The sequence below is a fragment of the Streptomyces sp. NPDC043996 genome (assembly GCF_056435225.1).
This window is the reverse complement of sequence record NZ_JBWKEY010000006.1, coordinates 373,661-390,321: the sequence shown is the minus strand read 5'-3', so window position 1 is coordinate 390,321 and position 16,661 is coordinate 373,661. Positions and strand designations below refer to the sequence as shown.

The following is a 16,661-nucleotide window of genomic DNA, read 5'->3' as shown; positions in this document are numbered from 1 at the left end:
AAGAGGAGGAGGAGAGATGGCACCGCGGGTCGTGCTGTGCGCGTCGCCGACGCAGACAGCCCGCGGCCTCAGCTCCATCGTTGGCAACACCGGCCGCAACGTCGTCCCGCTCCTGCAGACACCCGCCCGTACTGCAGGCGCAGTACCGGTGCGGCACAGCCCACCCCCAGGGCAGAGCGTCTGGCCGCTCCTGCCTGCCGACCAACCCGTGTCCCCATCGCCCGCCGCGCCCCACGCCGGGGTACGAGCGCATCGCGGAGGCGGCTCAGGCGGCGTGTGTGTCGGCGTAGGCCGGTAGTTGCCAGTGGCCGCCGCGGTCTTGCTTGGAGAACCGCGCGACTAGGTCGGGGATGTGGAGGAAGCAGGCCAGTGCGGTGGCGTTCTGGAAGGCGCTGATGGCGTGCTGGCTCATCGGCATGCCCACGCGCAGAATGCGGGGGTTGACCGCACGCTGGACCTTGTCGACGAAGGGCCGCAGGAGGCGGTGATAGTTCGCCAGCGCGGTCGGCAGGTCGTCGGTGTGCCGGTTGATCTCCCCGGCCAGGACGTACGCGCCAACCAGGCTGCCGGAGACGCCCATGCCGCTGTAGGGGGCGGCACAGTGCGCGGCGTCCCCGGCCAGGACCACCCGGCCCTTGGACCAGTGGTCGATGCGCACCTGCGCGATCTCCTGGGAGTAGAAGAACGGGCTGCCCTGCATGCCCTCGATGAAGCGGTCGGTCTGCCATCCGGCGTCCTGGAACCGGTCGGCCCAGAACTTCTGCTGCTGCTCGACGGGCGCGCGGTGGATCGCGGACGCTTGCGGCGACTCCTCGCGCATCACGAAGTACACCTGCGTCTCGGTCGCGTTATGGCTGCGCCGCATGATCTGCCGACCGCGCGGGACCATGTAGGTGTCGCGGATGTTGGTGTCGGAGGCGATGCGCGGCACGAACCAGTAGGCCATGTGGATGCCCACGCGCCAGTACGGGTCGAAGCCTTCCGGCAGCAGTGCGCTCCGGATGCGTGAACCCTGTCCGTCGGCGCCGATCAGCAGGTCGTACTCATCGGAGGTCCCGTCCGAGAAGTGCGCGGTGACCCGGTCGGCGTCCTGGTCGAAGCCGTCGACGCTCTTGCCGAAGACGTACGCGGTGTCCTTCATGGCCGCCTGATGCAGGATGCGCACGAGGTCGCCGCGCATGATTTCGTACGCGGAGGTCAGGGTCTGGCGGCCCTTGCCGGTGGTGTTCGCCAGGATCGTCGCCTTCGGCTTGCCGCGGGAGTCGATGAAGGCGACGCCCGCCTCGTCCACCAGCTGGCTGCGCACGGTTTCGAGCAGGCCCATGCGCTTGACCGCTTCGATGCCCTGTCCGCGCAGGTCGACCTGCGCGCCTGAGGCGCGCAGCGCCGGGAAGCGCTCGACGACCGTCACCTGGTGGCCACCGCGGGTAAGCCAGAAGGCCAGCGCCTGCCCGGCGACGCCGCCACCGGCGACGAGGATCCGTAACGAACGCTTCGCGTTCTTGTTTGTCATGTCCGACCACCCCAGAATCTATCGGTGATTGATTCCATTCCACGGTCTTCTATCGGCGATAGAATGTCAACGTGACCAAGATGAACCGCGAGACCGTCGTCACCGAGGCGCTGGATCTGCTGGACGAGGTGGGTCTGGACATGGTCAGCACCCGGCGGCTGGCCAAGCGACTCGGCGTCGAACAGCCGTCGCTCTACTACCACTTCAAGACCAAGAAGGCCCTCCTCGCGGCCATGGCCGAGGCAGCCATGGCCCCGCACGCCGACGCGCCGCTGCCGTCCCCCGAGGACGACTGGCGCGCGTGGTTCCTGGCGAACTTCCGCGGCTTTCGCCGCACGCTGCTGATGCGCCGTGACGGCGCCCGGCTGCACGCCGGAAGCACACCGACCAGCGACCTCGACCGGATCCGCCGCAAGATGGCCTTCCTGGTCTCCTCCGGCGTGCCCGAGCGCGAGGCGCAGATGGCGATGCTGGCCGCTGGCCGCTACACGGTCGGCTGCGTGCTCGAGGAGCAAGCGGAAGCGGATGCCCCAGACGGCGAGGACCTGCCGGACGACGTCCCCGTACTGGATCCCGAGGCGGCATTCGAGGCGGGCCTCGCGCTCATCCTCAGCGGCCTGGAACAGCACACCTCGGCATCCGCCCCGGCCTCCGCCGCGCCGTCGCCGGCATAACCGGGCGCAGACCGGTACAGGTCACTAGATGGGGATGCAGGTCCTTCGGCGCGGCCCCGCTCATCCTGCGCTCCCCACCGGACCAAGTCGTCGGCGTCGACAACGCACGGCAGATCTTCGACACAGCCCGCCACCCCAAGTCGTATGTCGCCCTCCCGAACGCAGACCATCTGCTCACCGACCGCACGGACGCCGACTGCGCCGCCGCGGTCCTCGCCGCCGGGGCCAGCCGTTGCACCGATACCTCCGCGGCTCGACCCTGACGCCTCGCCAGGCCCTCCAGCCCTCAGTGCGTCGGATCGGCGATGTCCAGGGTCACCTTGGACAGCGGGCAGCTGACGCAGGCCAGCACATAGCCCTCGTCCTTCTGCTTGGGTGTGAGGCAGGTGTGGTCGGGTTGCGTGACCTCTCCGTTGTGTACGCGCACCATGCACTCTCCGCAGCTGCCGACCGTGCAGGAGTAGGGCATCGGCAGCCCTGCGGCGAGACCGGCATCGAGCAGGGTCTGGCCGGGTTCGACCACGGTGGCTCCCACGGGGCTCCCGTTCTTCTCGACGGTCATCTCCTGGGGTGCCGCAGCGCCGGTGGGAGCGGTGATGGCGCCGTTGAAGCGTTCCTGATGCATGAACTCGTCGGGCACGCCGAGTCGTTGCAAGGTGGCCTGCACGGTGTCCATGAGTGCTTGGGGACCGCAGACGTAGTGGCGTGCTCTCTCGGAGAGGGGCAGGCCGGTGACCCACTGGCGGATGCCTTCGGTGTCGAGCCGGCCGTCGCGGCAGGTGAGAACGTGGGTGACGGTCAGTCGGCCGGGATGCTCCTTCTCCATGCTCCTCAACTCGTCGCCGAAGATGATTTCTTCGGGGCTGCGGCTGCTGTAGAGCAGGTCGATCCGGCCTCCCGCCGCGGGATCGGACAGGCGGGTGCGGATCATGCTCATCAAGGGCGTGATACCGCTGCCGGCCGCGATGAGTGCCAGCTGTTCGGGTGCCTGTGCCTGGGTGTGGAAGGTGCCGGAGGGTCCGCGTATCGCGAGGCGGTCCCCGGCGCGCAACTCGCGGTGGACGTGTGTGGAGAAACATCCGCCCTGCACCTGCTTGACGGTGATTTCCAGTCGGGGCTTGCCGGGCACCGAGGAGGCCGAGTAGGCGCGCCGTACCGGCTGGCCCTCGATGTCCATGACCAGCGTGAAGAACTGTCCGGGGAGAAAGTCGAAGGACTTGGCCTCACCGGCCGCGTCTTCGAGGACGAGAGTGCGGGCGGTGGGCGTCTCCTGTCGTATCTCGCAGATACGCACGGGCCGCAGCGGGCTCTCCGGCTCGCGCACGGGCGCCTGGCGGTGGTGCGCAGCGGCGAGGGCTCGAACGTCGTCGTAGCCTTCCTTGCGCAGTCCGGACACGTAAGCGCGGTCCACGGCTTTCCGCATCAGCCGACTCATGCCGGGGACGGAGGCGAGGAGCCGGGTCAGCCATGCCGAAACGCGTCCCGAATCCGCGGAGTTGGCGGCCAGGTGCGCGGTGCCCAGGGCCATCATGTCGGGTGCCTGACCGCGCCCGGTCCGTCCGTCCGGCGTCCACAGGCGCGCACCAGCCACCGCGTCATTGCCGCTCACCTCGGCGTGCTCGACGGCGATGAGGAGTGCGAGATGGGGTGGCACCCCGCGCAGCGCCATCGTCTCCAGCAGCATTGCGTCGTCGGTGATCGCCGCGTGCCCGTGGATGTGCAGCACCCCGGTGCGGCCGGGAACGAGTGCGGCGAGTGAGAGCCGGTCGTCCTGCAGCAGGTTGTGCAGGGTATCCGCACGCCTGTTGCCCTTGCGGTCAGCCAGGACCAGGGTGTGGCCGTCCAGGATCCGGGCTACCGTCTGACGCTCCCCGCGCGGGCTGGTGTCGCTGCCGTTGTCGGTGTCCCAGGTTGACAGGGCCAGGAACGGTGAGGCGGCCAGGAAGTCGCCCACGCCGGGCCCGGTCAACGGACCTGCACCCGTTACGGGATCGGCCGCCGGGGACTGAGCGGGTGGCTCCCACAGACCGGAGCGGATGACCGCCTGTGCGCAGTGCACGTATGCCTCGGTGATGTCCACGGCCGTCTCCCCGCCCTTGAGGGCGGATGCGGTGCCGTTGACGCGCAGCACCTCACCCACACCGGGCATCAGGAAGAACAGCGAGACCGGACCGTGGGAGACGGTCGGCCCGGGAACGGCGAGGGAGAACCGCTTGGCGGAGTGGACGCGCGCGAATCCGGGCGCGCCGCCGACGAAGGTGGTCCGGGCGGTGCCGTCGGTGCCCCGGTAGCCGAAGGCCGCGACGGGGCTGTGCGCCAGGACGCTGCGGCAGCCCGCGTCAAGGACGCTGATCTGCTTGCGCATGATCATTGAGGCTGGGCGGCCGACGACCGCCTCGACCTCGTCGGCGGAAGTGAGCCGGTGCGGGGAGTCGGGTCGGAACGTGTGCTGCATGGGATTCCCTTTCAGCCGGGGGCGGACCGGCCTGTGCGCCAGTAGCTGGATAAGGAGATGTCCTGCTTGGGTACGCCGCGGTCGTTGACCAGGTGCCGCCGGATGCCGGTGGCCAGCCGGGACTCACCAGCCACCCAGGCGTAGAGGGGGCCATCGGGCAGATCGCCATCGCGGACCGCCGCGAGCGCGCGGGTACCTGGCCGCAGCGTCTCGTCGTCGCGGCTGAGCCAGTGGACACGCACCCCGTCCGGCAGAGGAACGGGTTGGACATCGGACGCGGTCGGCACTGCCGGATCACCCGGCCGTACTCGGCGCACCCACGAGGTCATGGACGATTCGCCGTGCAAGGCGAACTCGCTGTCGAGCCCGTCATCCGCCGCGGCGAAGCCGGGCGCGAGCAGCTCACGCCGCCGCACCTCCAACGTGATCATCTTGCCGTCCCGGGGCATCCTCGCCGGGAGGACCACGACCGCACCTCAAGCTCTTGGGAGTTGTTAAATGCGCAGCTCATGGCACTATTCTGAGTAAAAGCTCAGGTATTTGCTACTCGCTTTTCGCCGCCCGGAAGGATCAACGGATGGCTTCCGCCGAACGCCGTCTCGCCCCACGTCGCAAGCCTCGCCAGGTACGCGCCGAGCTCACCAGAGAGCGCATCCTCGCTTCCGCTGCTCACGTTTTCGCCGAGTACGGCTACGCGGCCGGTACCACCAACCGCATCGCCGAGCACGCCCGGATGTCCATCGGCTCGCTGTACCAGTACTTCCCGAACAAGGACGCCGTCCTCGCCGAGCTGCTGATCCGGCACATCGATCGCGGCGCCTGGACGGGCGCCCAAGAGCTGGAGCTGATCCCCGGCAGCTTGAAGGAGACCGTGCGTGCCCTGGTCCGCGACGCGATCGACCACCATCGCGACGACCCGCAGCTGCTGCGCATCATGATCGAGGAAGCGCCGGTCTCCAGTGAACTGGTCGAAGCGATCGAGCGGCACGGCAAGGTGCGGGTGAGTCAGGTACGCGACGTGCTTGCCCGTCATCCAGATGTCCGCGTACAGGACCTCGACGTGGCCGCGGAGCTCGTCGTGGGGACGGTCGAGATGAACACCCACAAGCTCTTGGCAACCCCGCACCCCGTCCCGGCCGAGAGGTTGGAGACGGAGCTAGTCGCCCTGATCACTCGATACCTGCGCGGCGATCAGTAGGTCCCGGTCGCACTGACCACGAGGGAAGCTGGGGCACTGCCAGCGGGGGTGTCATCCCCACCGAGGCGCGGACCAAGCTCGCCATCGCAGCAAGCACGGCGACCGACAGGCCCAGCGCGACGCCGAGTTCGCGGCCGCGCCGTCGCAGACGATGCCGGTCATGGTGGGCGCCAGCGGATGATGCGGTGAGCGGCAGACCGGTCGGCCCAGCGGAGGACGCCCGGCAGCCCGTCCGTCGGAGGTGACACCGGCGGGCGGCTTCGCTGGGCGCGTGCCGGTGACCCGGATCAGACGTCGGCCCGTCGGATGGTGGTCTCGCGGGCGACGACGCGGTGGCTGAGGATGGTCGTCGCCGCGCTGTCCGTGGCGCTCGTGTCCCCGGCGCGTGCCGCACCAGCGCGCGCGGCGGTGTCGATGATGTGCCGGGCGGCGAGGGAGCCCATCTCGTACAGCGGCAGGCTCACCGTGGTCAGGCCGACGAACTCCGCGAGCCGCAGGTCGTCCATGCCCGCCACGGAGATCTCCCGGGGTACGTCGATGCCCGCCTGGCGCAGGGCGCTCATCGCGCCGACGGCGACCTCGTCGTTGGCCGCGAGAATCGCGTCGGGGAGCGGGCGGCGGGCGAGGAGCCGCAGGGCGGCGGCGCGCCCGGCCTGGTGGTCGAAGCCGCCGGGATGGCAGTGCCCGCCCTCAGTGAGGCCCGCTTCGGCCATGCGGGACAAGAAGCCCTCGCGGCGGTGCTCGCTGACCGTCATGCCGGGCGGCCCCTCGATGAACGCGATGTGCCGGTGCCCGAGCGAGACGAGGTGGTCGGTGATGTCGTACGCCACCGCCCGGTTGTCGACGATGACGGACGGACAGCCCAGGTCGCGCACGGCCAGGGAGACCGCCTGGAGGCCCTCCTCCTGCGCGCGGCGCACGGCCTTGACCAGGTTCGGCCCCTGCGGGTCGTCGACGTGGCCGCTGCCGGCGAAGACGACGCCCGCGGCGCGGTAGTCGCGCATGGCCCGCAGGCGGCTGATCTCCGTGGTGGTGCGCCGGTCGACGTTGGACAGCATCGTCACGTACCCGGCGCGGGTCGCCGCGTCGTCCACGCCGCGGGCGATGACGGAGAAGTACGGGTTGTCGATGTCGCTCACCAGGACGCCCACGAGGCGGCTGTGCGGCGAGACCATGGCGCGGGCGAGAGCGCTGGGCGAGTACTCCAGGCGCTCGGCGGCCTCCATGACCTTGGCGCGGGTCTTGGCCGAGATGGGATGGTCGGCCCCGCTGAGCACGCGCGACGCCGTGGAGACGGCCACGCCCGCCGCTCGGGCGACTTCCGCCAGTGAGCTCACACACCACCGTCCAGGGAATCGGGGAGAAGTCAGGGAAACGTTTGCCTTCTGCGGCTCAACATGTCACAGGGCAGGGTGATTTGGCAACGACACCGCTCAACTCCTGCTCTTTGTAGGCGTGTTGCCCCTTGACGAACCGACTCCCCGACTGTCTAGCATCCCGAAGCAAGGCATACGTTTGCCTAACCGGTGACCTCGGGGAACCGAGGCGGCACAAGGGGGATGACCATGCGCACCTGGACCCGGCCCGCGGCCTGGACCGCCTGGACGCGTACGAAACGATTAGCCGTCACCGCGGTCTTATGCGCCGCGACCGCGGCGGCGACCGCCTGCGGCAGCGGCGCGGGCACCGAGACCCGCGCGGACGGGACGCTGTCGTTCACCGTGGCGATCGTCGAGCCGGACATCACGATCGTGCCGTTCCTGGCGGCCGTGGACGCCGTCCGCCGCCAGGGGCACGACGTCGACGTCGTGGAGCTCGCCGCACCCGAACTGGCCATCGAGGGGCTCGCGCTGGGCGACTACGCGATCTCCGCCGAGGCGACGGGACCGGCACTGAGCGCCATCGAGCAGGACGCCCCCATCAAGATCATCGCCGATGCCGTCGGCAACCAGTGGGCGCTCTACGGCAGATCAGGCGTGACATCCTGCGACGATCTCGACCAGCGCCCCTTCGGGATCTTCAGCGCGGGCGCGGTCGCGACCGCCATGGCCAAGGACTGGGTGCGCACGCACTGCGGCGCGGACCGGCGCCCGCGCTATCTGACGCTGGGCGGCTCGGACGTCCGGGCCCAGGCCCTCGCCTCGGGGGAGATCGACGCGACGCCGCTGGAGGTCGCCGACGCCGTCGCCCTGGGGTCAGCCACGGAGCCGGGCGCCACCGGCCTCACCAAGCTCGCCGACTTCGCCCGGACCCTGCCGGACCTGCACCCGCAGACCGTCTACGCCAACGCGGACTTCCTCGCCGAACACCGGGAGGTGTCCCAGGCGTTCGTCACGGCCCTGGTGCGCGAGCACGACCGGATCAACGCCCGGCCCGGACACCTCGCACGTCTGGCACGTCACTACCTTCCCCAGGAGGACGAGGCCGACGTGGCCCGCGTCGCCGCACGCTACCGCTCGGCGCGGCTGTTCGACGCGGCCGCCCTCACCCCGCAGAACGTGCAGGCGACCATCGACTTCTTCGCCCGCGCCGGTGTGATCAGAGGCGGCATGTCCGCACGCGACGCGGCCGACCTCAGCTTCCTCAGGGCCGCGTCATGACCACCGCGACCACGCCCCACGAGGCGGCACCTCGCACGGCGCGCGGACGCGGCGGCACCCAGGCGGGTCCCCGCACCCCGCGAGCGCCGGGCCCGCTGCGCCGGTGCCTGGACCGGAAACTGACCTACCAGCTCCTGACGTTCGCGGTCTTCGCCACGGCCTGGGAGCTCTACGCCCGGGCGCGGGGCGGCCTGCTGCTCCCCCGCTTCACCGAGACGCTCCGGGCCACCATCGAACTGCTCGGCGACGCGGAGCTGTGGCGCGCCCTGTACGTCAGCAACCAGGCCCTGGCGCTCGGCTTCGCCCTCGCCGTCGTCGTCGGTGTCCCCATCGGCGCCGCGCTCGGCCGGTTCCGGCTCCTGGAGCGGTACGCGGACGTCTACCTGAACATCCTGCTCGTGACACCGGTGGCCGCGGTCATTCCGCTCCTGGTGATGTCGGTCGGCGTCGGGCTGACCTCGCGGGTCGCGCTCGTCGCGGCCTTCTCGGTCGTCATGGTGATCGTGAACAGCCGTGCGGGGGTACGTCAGGTGGACCCCGCGCTGATCGAGATGGCCCGCTCCTTCGGCGCCGGCGAGCGCTGGATCTGGCGGTGGGTCCTGCTGCCCGGCGCCCTGCCCGCGATCATGACGGGCGTACGCCTCGGTCTGGGCCGCGCCGTCACCGGCATGGTCCTCGTCGAACTGCTCATGGTCTCCGACGGCCTTGGCGGGCTGATCCTCACCTACCGCGGCCTGCTCAAGGCGCCGCCGCTCTACGGCACCATCGCGATCATCCTCGCCGAGGCGCTGCTCCTGGTGTCCGCCGCGCACTGGGCCGAACGTCGGCTGATCCGCTGGAACCGCACCCCCAAGACCCTTCCGCACCCGGCGAGGAGCACCCGATGATCACCATCGACGGACTGAGCAAGAGCTTCACCGCGCACAACGGCACCCGTGTGCGGGCGCTGAGCGACGTGGGCCTTGACGTGGCCGAGAACGAGTTCCTGACCGTCCTCGGTCCCAGCGGCTGTGGCAAGACCACCCTGCTGAGGGCGATCGCCGGGCTCGTGCCCTGGGACGAGGGCGACATCCTCGTCGACGGCGTGCCGGTGCGCGGGCCCGGACCCGACCGGAGCATGGTCTTCCAGAACTTCGCGCTGCTGCCGTGGGCGACCGTCCTGGACAACGTCGCCTTCGGCCTGCGCGTCCGCGGCGTCGGCCGGGCCGAACGCACCGAACGCGCCCGCGCGCTGCTCGCCACGGTGGGACTCTCGGACAGCGCGGACAAGCTGCCCGGTGAGCTGTCCGGCGGCATGCAGCAGCGCGTCGGCATCGCCCGCGCCCTCGCCGTACGCCCCCGCGTGCTCCTCATGGACGAGCCCTTCGGGGCCGTGGACGAACAGACGCGGCGGCTGCTGCAAGAGGAGTTGCTGTCCCTGTGGGAGGAGCAGCGGCTGACCGTCGTGTTCATCACCCACAGCATGGAGGAGGCCGTCCTGCTCGGTGACCGCGTCGCGTTGATGAGCGCCCGTCCGGGACGCGTCTCCGAGATCGTGCCGGTGAAGCTGCCCCGGCCGCGGGCGCGTGACGTCGGGGGCCTGGCGCGCTCTGGTGAGTACGCCGAACTCACGGCGTACCTGTGGGAGCGGCTGCGCGCGATGCACGCCGAGCACCGGCCGGAGAGGACGGCCTCATGAGCGCCCGGTCCTGCCTGCGGCGCGTGCCCGCGGCGCCCGTCAGCCTCGCGGTCGGCGCCGCGGCCTGGGAGGCGGTGGGGCGTACGGCGGGCGGGGCCTCCCTCCCGCCCCTGAGCCGGGTGCTCGACCGGCTCGTCGAACTCTCCCGCGAGGGCCTGGTCCTCACCAGCCTGGCCGACAGCCTGCTCAATCTCGCCCTTGGCCTGGTCATCGCCCTGCCCGTCGGACTCGTCGTCGGCGCCGCCATGGGCCGCTCGCGCCGCGTCGAGGCCGCGCTCGGCGGCTACGTCCACGCGCTGCTCGCCGCCCCGTCCCTGGTCTTCGCGCCGGTGTTCTTCTCGCTGCTCGGGGCGGGGCGCGGCTCCGTCGTGGCGGTGGTGGTGATGTACTCCGTCTTCGTCGTCATCGTCACCACGGAATCGGCCGTGCGGTCCGTGCCCCCGCACCTGGTGGAGATGGCACGGTCCTACGGCGCGAGCGAGCGCCAGGTGCTGTGGCGCGTGGCGCTGCCCGCCGCCGCGCCCATGATCATGGCCGGGGTGCGGCTCGGCGTCGGCCGCGCCGTCACCGGCATGATCAACGGCGAGATGTTCATCGCCGTCGTGGGCCTCGGCCACCTCGTCACCGAGGCGGGCGGCCGCTTCGACAGCGCGAGTGTGCTCGCCGTGCTCCTGGTCGTCGTCGCCGTCGCCCTGGGAGCTCTGTCCCTTGTCCAGGCCATCGACCGCAGGATCACCCACTGGGTGCCGCGGACCGCGAGGAGCGAGCGATGAAACTCGACGCCTACAGCCACATCCTGCCGCCACGCTACTTCGCGCGGATGCGCGAACTGGCCCTCGACACCGCCGCTCTCAAACGCTGGCTGGAGCTCGACGCCCTGCACGACGTCGACGCGCGCCTGCGGATGATGGACGAGTTCGGCGACGGCTATCAGCAGGTCCTCACGCTGTCCTCACCGCCGGTCGAACGGCTCGCCGCCCCGCACGAGTCCCCGGCGCTCGCGCGGCTCGCCAACGAGTCGCTGCACGAGCTGTGCGAGCGCCACGCCGACAGCTTCCCGGCCTTCGTCGCGTCCTTGCCGCTCAACAACCCGGACGCGGCGCTCGCCGAACTCGCCTACGCGATCGACGACCTCGGCGCGCGCGGCGTCCAGCTCTTCACCAACGTCAACGGCAAGCCGCTGGACGCCCCGGAGTTCCGGGACCTATTCGCCGAGATGGCCCGCCGCGACCTGCCCATCTGGCTCCACCCCGCCCGCGGCGCCGCCTTCGCCGACTACGCCACCGAGGACACCTCCCGGTACGAGATCTGGTGGGCGCTCGGCTGGCCGTACGAGACGAGTGCCGCCATGGCCCGGCTCGTCTTCTCCGGTCTGCTCGAACAGCACCCGTCCATCAAGATCATCACCCATCATCTGGGCGCCATGATCCCCTACCTCGAAGGACGGATCGGGCTCGGCTGGAGCGACCAGCTGGGCAGCCGCACCGCGGGCGACGACCTCGACCAACTGCGCGATTCGGCGCTGCCGCACCGGCCACTGGAGTACTTCCGCCGCTTCTACGCCGACACGGCACTGTCGGGATCCGCCAGCGGCATCCGCTGCGGCCTGGACTTCTTCGGCGCCGACCACGTTCTGTTCGGCACGGACTGCCCCTTCGACCCGGAAGGCGGCCCCGGGTTCATCCGCGAGACGATCCGCGCTCTAGACGCGCTCGACCTCACGGACACCGAGCGCGCGCGGATCTACCACGGCAACGTCCTGCGCCTGATGCGGCTGCCGGATCCGCCTTCGGCGCCGCGACGGGCCGGGTACCGCGTCCGGAAAGGGCGTCCGGGGTAGGCGCAGCGGATCGCAGCCTCGGGTCTCTCACCGTCCCAGTTCCGGCCTCCTGGTACGTCACGCTCTGGGGCGGGTGAGGCACGTGGAGCCGACGTGAGCCGACCGGCGCGCTGATGTCCGGGCGGGGGCTCATGGGACATGGCCCGGCGCCCGGCTCAGGTTCCGGGGAGGATACGGCGCGTTTCATAGGCCCACATCGCGATCTCGACCCGGTTGCGGGCGCCGAGTTTGGCCATCAGGCTGGCCAGATGCGTCTTCACCGTGCTGAGGCTGATGTGCAGTGCGTCGGCGATCTCGGTGTTGGTCAGCCCGCGGGCGACGGCGAGGAGCACCTGCTCCTCGCGGGCGGTGACGGGAGAGACCGGCTGGGCCACGGGACGGCCGGCGGGCAGGTCCGCGAATGCCTGCAGCAGCCGGACGGTGACGCTGGGCGCGATGAGCGCCTCACCGCCGGACGCCGACCGTACGGCCTGGGCCAGGAGGTCCGGTCCCGTGTCCTTGAGGAGGAATCCGCGGGCGCCGGCACGCAGCGCGCCGTAGACGTACTCGTCGAGGTCGAACGTGGTGATGACGACCACGGCCAGCGGGTCGGCGACGCCCGGTCCCGCGACAAGGCGGGTGACCTCAAGACCGTCGAGTACGGGCATGCGGATGTCGAACAGGCAGACATCGGGGCGTAGTTCGCGGGCCAGACGTACCGCTTCTCTCCCGTCGGCGGCCTCGCCGACCACCTCGATGCCGGGCTGGGCGTTCAGCATGATCCGCAACCCGGTGCGGATGATCGTCTGGTCGTCAGCAACGAGGACGCGAATGGACACCGCTCTCGCTCCTCGCTCCCGGCAGTTCGGCGTCGACATGCCAGCCCCGGTCGGTACCCGGGCCTGCTCGTAGTGTGCCGCCGAGCAGGGTCGCGCGCTCGCGCAGTCCGGTAAGTCCGTATCCGTCGCGACCCCGGCCGGTGCGGCGGCCGTTGTCGCGCACGCTCACCCGTACCGTGTGCCGTTCCGCGGCGACCCGGACGACGAGCTCGGTCGCGTCGACCGCATGGCGCAGCGCGTTGGTCACCGACTCCTGCACGATCCGGTAGACGGCCGCGTCCACGGCCGGGGGCAGCGCGTCCAGTTCGCCGTCGAGCCCCAGGTCGACCCTGAGACGACCACCCGGAGCGCGCACCAGGCGCTCCAGATCCGCGACACCGGCAGGCGGCGCCAGCTCGGCGCCGAGGCCGCGGTCGCGCAGCGCGGCGACCATGGCGCGCATCTCCTCCAGCGTGCGCGCCCCTTCCTCCTCGACCCCCTCCAGCGCCTCGACGGCGGCGGACGGGTCGGTGCCCGCGAGCACCCGGCCCGCCTGGGCGATGATCACCATGGCCGACACGTGGTGGGCCACCGTGTCGTGCAGTTCCCGGGCGAGCTGCTCGCGCTCACGGGAGCGCAACTGCTCCAACTGCCGCTCGCGAGCGGTCACCCAGAACCGCACGGCCGCCCCCACCACGCCGGGCAGCAGCAGGAAGACGAAGCCCACGACCTTCTCGACGACCGGGTTGTCATCCGTGACGACACACAGCGCGCCGACCGCGAGGATCACCGCGCCGCCCAGCACGATCTCGCGTCCCGATCCCCACCGGGGCAGCGCGTACACCAGCACCAGCACGACCACGCCGGTGTACAGGCCGACGGGCTCGCGCGGTGGGGCGACGAGCGAGGCCACCGGAAGCAGGGCCACCGAGCCGAACGCCAGCGTCACCATCGCCAGCGGGCGGGTCCGGCGCCACAGGGGCAGCAGGCACAGCCAGACGGCGAACACCACCGCCACCGGCCGCCACACGACGTTCTCGCGCAGGGTGGCCTCCAGCGCCACACCGGCAAGGCCCGCGGCGAGCAGCACCCAGTCCCGCCACACCCGGGCGGGCGCGTCGGGCGGCCGGCGTTCGGTCCACAGGGTTCGCAGGTCATCTCGGAGCACGCTGCTCAGCCTAGAGACCGCGGCGTGGCGCGCATCGGCCGAAAGGACGGGTCCTCACTCCGCCCCGGGGCCGACGGAGCCGCGGCCCGCGGGCCGATGCCGCACAGCGCCGTGGCGACGAGCCTCGGCGTCGGCGGCCGTACAAGGACGGCCGACGAGGTGGTTGGAGAACCCGATGCTCTCGAAAGCCCTGTTGCGCCTGGGCACAAGCGCCGCCCGCCATCCCTGGCGGGTGATCGCTGCATGGCTGATCGCCGCCACGCTCGCCGTCCTCGCCGCCCTCGCCTTCGGCGGGCGGACCGCGGACTCGATGACCGCTCCGGGACTGGACTCCGCGCGGGCCGCGGAACTGATCGAGCGGGCCGGCACCGGCCAGGAGGGGATGACCGCCCAAGTGGTCGTCACCCCCCTCGGCGACGGTGCGACGTTCTTCGACGACGGCGCGCGCACCGCTCTCACGCGGCTGCGGGCCGAGGTGCGGCGGCTGCCGCACGTGCTCGGCACGAGCGACCCGGCGCGGGCACTCGACGCGGGCCGGGACACCGCCGTGCGCGGCGGCCTCGTCTCGGCCGACGGACGGATCGCGGTCGTCCGGGTGCAGTACCCCGACCAGAGCCGACTGTCGGCCGAGGACCTCGACGCCCTCGTCGGTCTCGGCGACCGGCTGCGCGCCGAGCTGCCTCTGCGGATCGAGATGGGCGGGAGCCTCTTCTACGCCTTCTCCGACCCCGACGGCGGCGCGAGCGAGTTGATCGGGATCGTTGCCGCCGCCGCGATCCTGTTCCTGGCGTTCGGTTCGCTCGTCGCCGCCGCGCTCCCGATCGGTGTGGCGGTCTTCGGGCTTACCGTCGGCGTTGCCACGATGACGGTACTGGCGGGGGTGACGGACGTCCCTACCTTCGCACCGGTCCTGGGCAGCATGGTCGGGCTCGGAGTGGGCATCGACTACGCGCTGTTCGTGCTCGCCAGGCACCGGGAGTACCTCGTGCGCGGGCTCGATCCACACGAGGCGGCCGGACGGGCGGTGGCCACGGCGGGGCGGCCCGTGGTCTTCGCCGGTGGCACTGTCGTCGTATCGATCCTCGGCATGGCGGTCGCGAACGTGCCGTTCATGACGGTGGGCGGCCTGGCGGTCTCGATCGTCGTCCTGATCATGGTGCTCGCGTCGGTGACGCTGCTGCCGGCCTTCCTCGGCGCGGCCGGCCCGCGCCTTGGCCAGGCCGGCCGGATCGGCCGGGCACTGCGGGCGAGGCGGTCGGGCCGCCTCGGCCGACGGCGGGACACGGCGGCGGGCGCCGTCCCCGCCGTCGGGTGGCGGCGCTGGCTCGGGCACGTCGGCCGGCACCCGGTGCCGTACGCGGTCGGCGCCGTGGCGCTGCTCCTGACGGCGACGCTGCCCGTGTTCGGCCTGCGCGTCGGCCTGCCCGACGACGGCTCACTGCCGCAGAGCCGTACTGAGCGCCGGGCCTACGAACTCGTCGCCGAGGGATTCGGCCCGGGCACCAACGGTCCCCTCGTCATCGCCGCGGACCCCGCCGGTGATCCGGGCGTGCTGGACCGACTCGTCGGGGAGATCGCGGCGGATCCGGGCATCGCATCCGTCGCGCCGACGCACATCGATCGGGCCACCGGCATCGCGACCCTCGTAGTGTTCCCGACCACCAGCCCTCAGGACGAGGCCACGGCCCGCACCATCGCGCGGCTGCGCGCCGAGGTGCTGCCCGCGGCGATCGGGCACGGCCCGGCCAGGGCGCACGTCGGCGGGGCCGCCGCGAGCCTGTCCGATGTGGGCCGACGCACCAGCGAACGTCTGCCGGTGTTGGTCGCCGCCGTCCTTGCGATGTCGTTCCTGCTGCTGATGCTGGTCTTCCGCTCGGTCGTCGTACCGCTCAAGGCGGTACTGCTGAATCTGCTGAGCATCGGCGCGGCCTACGGCATCATGGTCGCAGTCTTCCAGTGGGGCTGGGGAGGCGCACTCATCGGGCTGGAGGCGACGGTTCCGATCGTGTCGTTCATCCCGATGTTCCTCTTCGCCATCCTGTTCGGCCTGTCGATGGACTACGAGGTGTTCCTCCTCTCCCGCGTACGCGAGGAGTACGTGCGCACCGGCGACAACGGCACGGCGATCGTTGAGGGCGTCTCGCGCACCGCCCGGATCATCACCTCGGCCGCCCTCATCATGGTGGCGGTCTTCCTGTCCTTCGCCGTCGCCGATGACCCCTCCATCAAGATGTTCGGGCTCGGCCTGGCCACCGCGATCTTCATCGACGCCACGGTCGTACGCATGGTGCTGGTACCGGCGACCATGACACTCCTCGGCCGGACCAATTGGTGGCTGCCGAAGTGGCTGGACCGGATGCTTCCCCACGGCCAGGCCGCCACCGACGCGGAACCCACGGGAGAGGCCCCGCGTCCACGGCTGGTTGACCGTTGACTCAACTCCTGGCCGCCCTTGGCGTCCGGCACCTCAGCGCGTCACCTAGGGGCATTGCGAGTCGTGCTCATCGGGCGGTCGTGGTGAGATCCTTGATCCAGATCATCGAGACGCGCAGGCGGAGACCGGCGAGGTAGCTCCCGGGAGTCTTGCCGCATCGGGTGGCGATGCCTCGCCATGCTGTGAGCTTGTTGATCAGCCGTTCGACAGTGTCCCGCTCCTTGTGGAGACCGGCGTCGTGGCTGACGGCTCGGCCACCTCCGGAGCCCTTCTTCTTCCGGTTGGCGGCCTAGTAGTGCTTCGC

General features: G+C 71.0%; 14 protein-coding genes and 1 pseudogene. 8 read left to right on the top strand and 7 right to left on the bottom strand.

Going from position 1 to position 16,661, the window contains the following annotated elements; genetic code table 11:
* Positions 1-265 precede the first annotated feature (265 nt).
* A complete protein-coding gene (locus AC07A4_RS18575; protein WP_478599626.1) occupies positions 266-1,513 on the bottom strand; it encodes an FAD-dependent monooxygenase in 1,248 nt (415 codons plus the stop codon).
* Positions 1,514-1,593: 80 nt separating this feature from the next.
* Between AC07A4_RS18575 and AC07A4_RS18570 the strand changes: the two genes are divergently transcribed.
* The gene (locus tag AC07A4_RS18570) at positions 1,594-2,187 is read left to right on the top strand and encodes a TetR/AcrR family transcriptional regulator C-terminal domain-containing protein (protein WP_478599942.1); all 594 of its coding nucleotides are present in this window, start codon (positions 1,594-1,596) and stop codon (positions 2,185-2,187) included.
* 286 nt (positions 2,188-2,473) lie between these two features.
* Here AC07A4_RS18570 and AC07A4_RS18565 read toward each other — a convergent pair whose 3' ends face one another.
* Positions 2,474-4,642 (bottom strand): 2Fe-2S iron-sulfur cluster-binding protein, encoded by a 2,169-nt coding sequence (locus tag AC07A4_RS18565; protein ID WP_478599624.1) that lies wholly within the window; start codon positions 4,640-4,642, stop codon positions 2,474-2,476.
* Between the two features lie 11 nt (positions 4,643-4,653).
* On the bottom strand, positions 4,654-5,073 hold the full coding sequence (locus tag AC07A4_RS18560; RefSeq protein WP_478599622.1) for a siderophore-interacting protein: 420 nt from the start codon (positions 5,071-5,073) through the stop codon (positions 4,654-4,656).
* 146 nt (positions 5,074-5,219) lie between these two features.
* Between AC07A4_RS18560 and AC07A4_RS18555 the strand changes: the two genes are divergently transcribed.
* Complete coding sequence (locus AC07A4_RS18555; RefSeq protein WP_478599619.1) at positions 5,220-5,840, top strand: TetR/AcrR family transcriptional regulator; 621 nt, start codon at positions 5,220-5,222, stop codon at positions 5,838-5,840.
* 287 nt (positions 5,841-6,127) lie between these two features.
* Here AC07A4_RS18555 and AC07A4_RS18550 read toward each other — a convergent pair whose 3' ends face one another.
* Positions 6,128-7,177 carry a LacI family DNA-binding transcriptional regulator gene (locus AC07A4_RS18550; protein WP_478599616.1) on the bottom strand — a complete coding sequence of 350 codons (1,050 nt, stop codon included), beginning with the start codon at positions 7,175-7,177 and terminating at the stop codon, positions 6,128-6,130.
* A gap of 228 nt (positions 7,178-7,405) precedes the next feature.
* Here AC07A4_RS18550 and AC07A4_RS18545 point away from each other — a divergent pair, with 228 nt between their 5' ends.
* Genes AC07A4_RS18545 through AC07A4_RS18525 form a run of 5 tightly spaced genes read left to right on the top strand, consistent with a single transcriptional unit; the run spans position 7,406 to position 11,958 of the window.
* Positions 7,406-8,440 carry an ABC transporter substrate-binding protein gene (locus tag AC07A4_RS18545; RefSeq protein ID WP_478599614.1) on the top strand — a complete coding sequence of 345 codons (1,035 nt, stop codon included), beginning with the start codon at positions 7,406-7,408 and terminating at the stop codon, positions 8,438-8,440.
* Complete coding sequence (locus AC07A4_RS18540) at positions 8,437-9,327, top strand: ABC transporter permease (RefSeq protein ID WP_478599611.1); 891 nt, start codon at positions 8,437-8,439, stop codon at positions 9,325-9,327. Before AC07A4_RS18545 ends, AC07A4_RS18540 begins: the two co-directional genes overlap by 4 nt.
* A complete protein-coding gene (locus AC07A4_RS18535) occupies positions 9,324-10,118 on the top strand; it encodes an ABC transporter ATP-binding protein (protein ID WP_478599609.1) in 795 nt (264 codons plus the stop codon). The genes AC07A4_RS18540 and AC07A4_RS18535 overlap by 4 nt, the downstream gene beginning before the upstream one ends.
* Positions 10,115-10,891 carry an ABC transporter permease gene (locus AC07A4_RS18530; RefSeq protein ID WP_478599607.1) on the top strand — a complete coding sequence of 259 codons (777 nt, stop codon included), beginning with the start codon at positions 10,115-10,117 and terminating at the stop codon, positions 10,889-10,891. Before AC07A4_RS18535 ends, AC07A4_RS18530 begins: the two co-directional genes overlap by 4 nt.
* Positions 10,888-11,958 (top strand): amidohydrolase family protein, encoded by a 1,071-nt coding sequence (locus tag AC07A4_RS18525; RefSeq protein ID WP_478599605.1) that lies wholly within the window; start codon positions 10,888-10,890, stop codon positions 11,956-11,958. Before AC07A4_RS18530 ends, AC07A4_RS18525 begins: the two co-directional genes overlap by 4 nt.
* A 155-nt stretch (positions 11,959-12,113) precedes the next feature.
* Here the strand turns inward: AC07A4_RS18525 and AC07A4_RS18520 are convergent, their stop codons facing one another.
* On the bottom strand, positions 12,114-12,776 hold the full coding sequence (locus tag AC07A4_RS18520; RefSeq protein ID WP_478599602.1) for a response regulator: 663 nt from the start codon (positions 12,774-12,776) through the stop codon (positions 12,114-12,116).
* Positions 12,751-13,923 (bottom strand): sensor histidine kinase, encoded by a 1,173-nt coding sequence (locus AC07A4_RS18515; RefSeq protein ID WP_478599600.1) that lies wholly within the window; start codon positions 13,921-13,923, stop codon positions 12,751-12,753. The genes AC07A4_RS18520 and AC07A4_RS18515 overlap by 26 nt, the downstream gene beginning before the upstream one ends.
* Positions 13,924-14,098: 175 nt before the next feature.
* Here AC07A4_RS18515 and AC07A4_RS18510 point away from each other — a divergent pair, with 175 nt between their 5' ends.
* Positions 14,099-16,357 carry an MMPL family transporter gene (locus tag AC07A4_RS18510; RefSeq protein WP_478599597.1) on the top strand — a complete coding sequence of 753 codons (2,259 nt, stop codon included), beginning with the start codon at positions 14,099-14,101 and terminating at the stop codon, positions 16,355-16,357.
* A 67-nt stretch (positions 16,358-16,424) separates the two neighbouring features.
* On the opposite strand, the pseudogene AC07A4_RS18505 reads toward AC07A4_RS18510, so the two are convergent.
* A pseudogene (locus AC07A4_RS18505) lies at positions 16,425-16,646 on the bottom strand (hypothetical protein); the annotation flags it as partial.
* Positions 16,647-16,661: the final 15 nt, after the last annotated feature.

Coding starts and splice junctions, on each gene's coding strand:
- AC07A4_RS18560 (WP_478599622.1), bottom strand. CDS start 5,073: ATGATCACGTTGGAGGTGCGGCGGCGTGAGCTGCTCGCGCCCGGCTTC.
- AC07A4_RS18510 (WP_478599597.1), top strand. CDS start 14,099: ATGCTCTCGAAAGCCCTGTTGCGCCTGGGCACAAGCGCCGCCCGCCAT.
- AC07A4_RS18565 (WP_478599624.1), bottom strand. CDS start 4,642: ATGCAGCACACGTTCCGACCCGACTCCCCGCACCGGCTCACTTCCGCC.
- AC07A4_RS18540 (WP_478599611.1), top strand. CDS start 8,437: ATGACCACCGCGACCACGCCCCACGAGGCGGCACCTCGCACGGCGCGC.
- AC07A4_RS18570 (WP_478599942.1), top strand. CDS start 1,594: ATGAACCGCGAGACCGTCGTCACCGAGGCGCTGGATCTGCTGGACGAG.
- AC07A4_RS18530 (WP_478599607.1), top strand. CDS start 10,115: ATGAGCGCCCGGTCCTGCCTGCGGCGCGTGCCCGCGGCGCCCGTCAGC.
- AC07A4_RS18555 (WP_478599619.1), top strand. CDS start 5,220: ATGGCTTCCGCCGAACGCCGTCTCGCCCCACGTCGCAAGCCTCGCCAG.
- AC07A4_RS18545 (WP_478599614.1), top strand. CDS start 7,406: ATGCGCACCTGGACCCGGCCCGCGGCCTGGACCGCCTGGACGCGTACG.
- AC07A4_RS18535 (WP_478599609.1), top strand. CDS start 9,324: ATGATCACCATCGACGGACTGAGCAAGAGCTTCACCGCGCACAACGGC.
- AC07A4_RS18525 (WP_478599605.1), top strand. CDS start 10,888: ATGAAACTCGACGCCTACAGCCACATCCTGCCGCCACGCTACTTCGCG.
- AC07A4_RS18575 (WP_478599626.1), bottom strand. CDS start 1,513: ATGACAAACAAGAACGCGAAGCGTTCGTTACGGATCCTCGTCGCCGGT.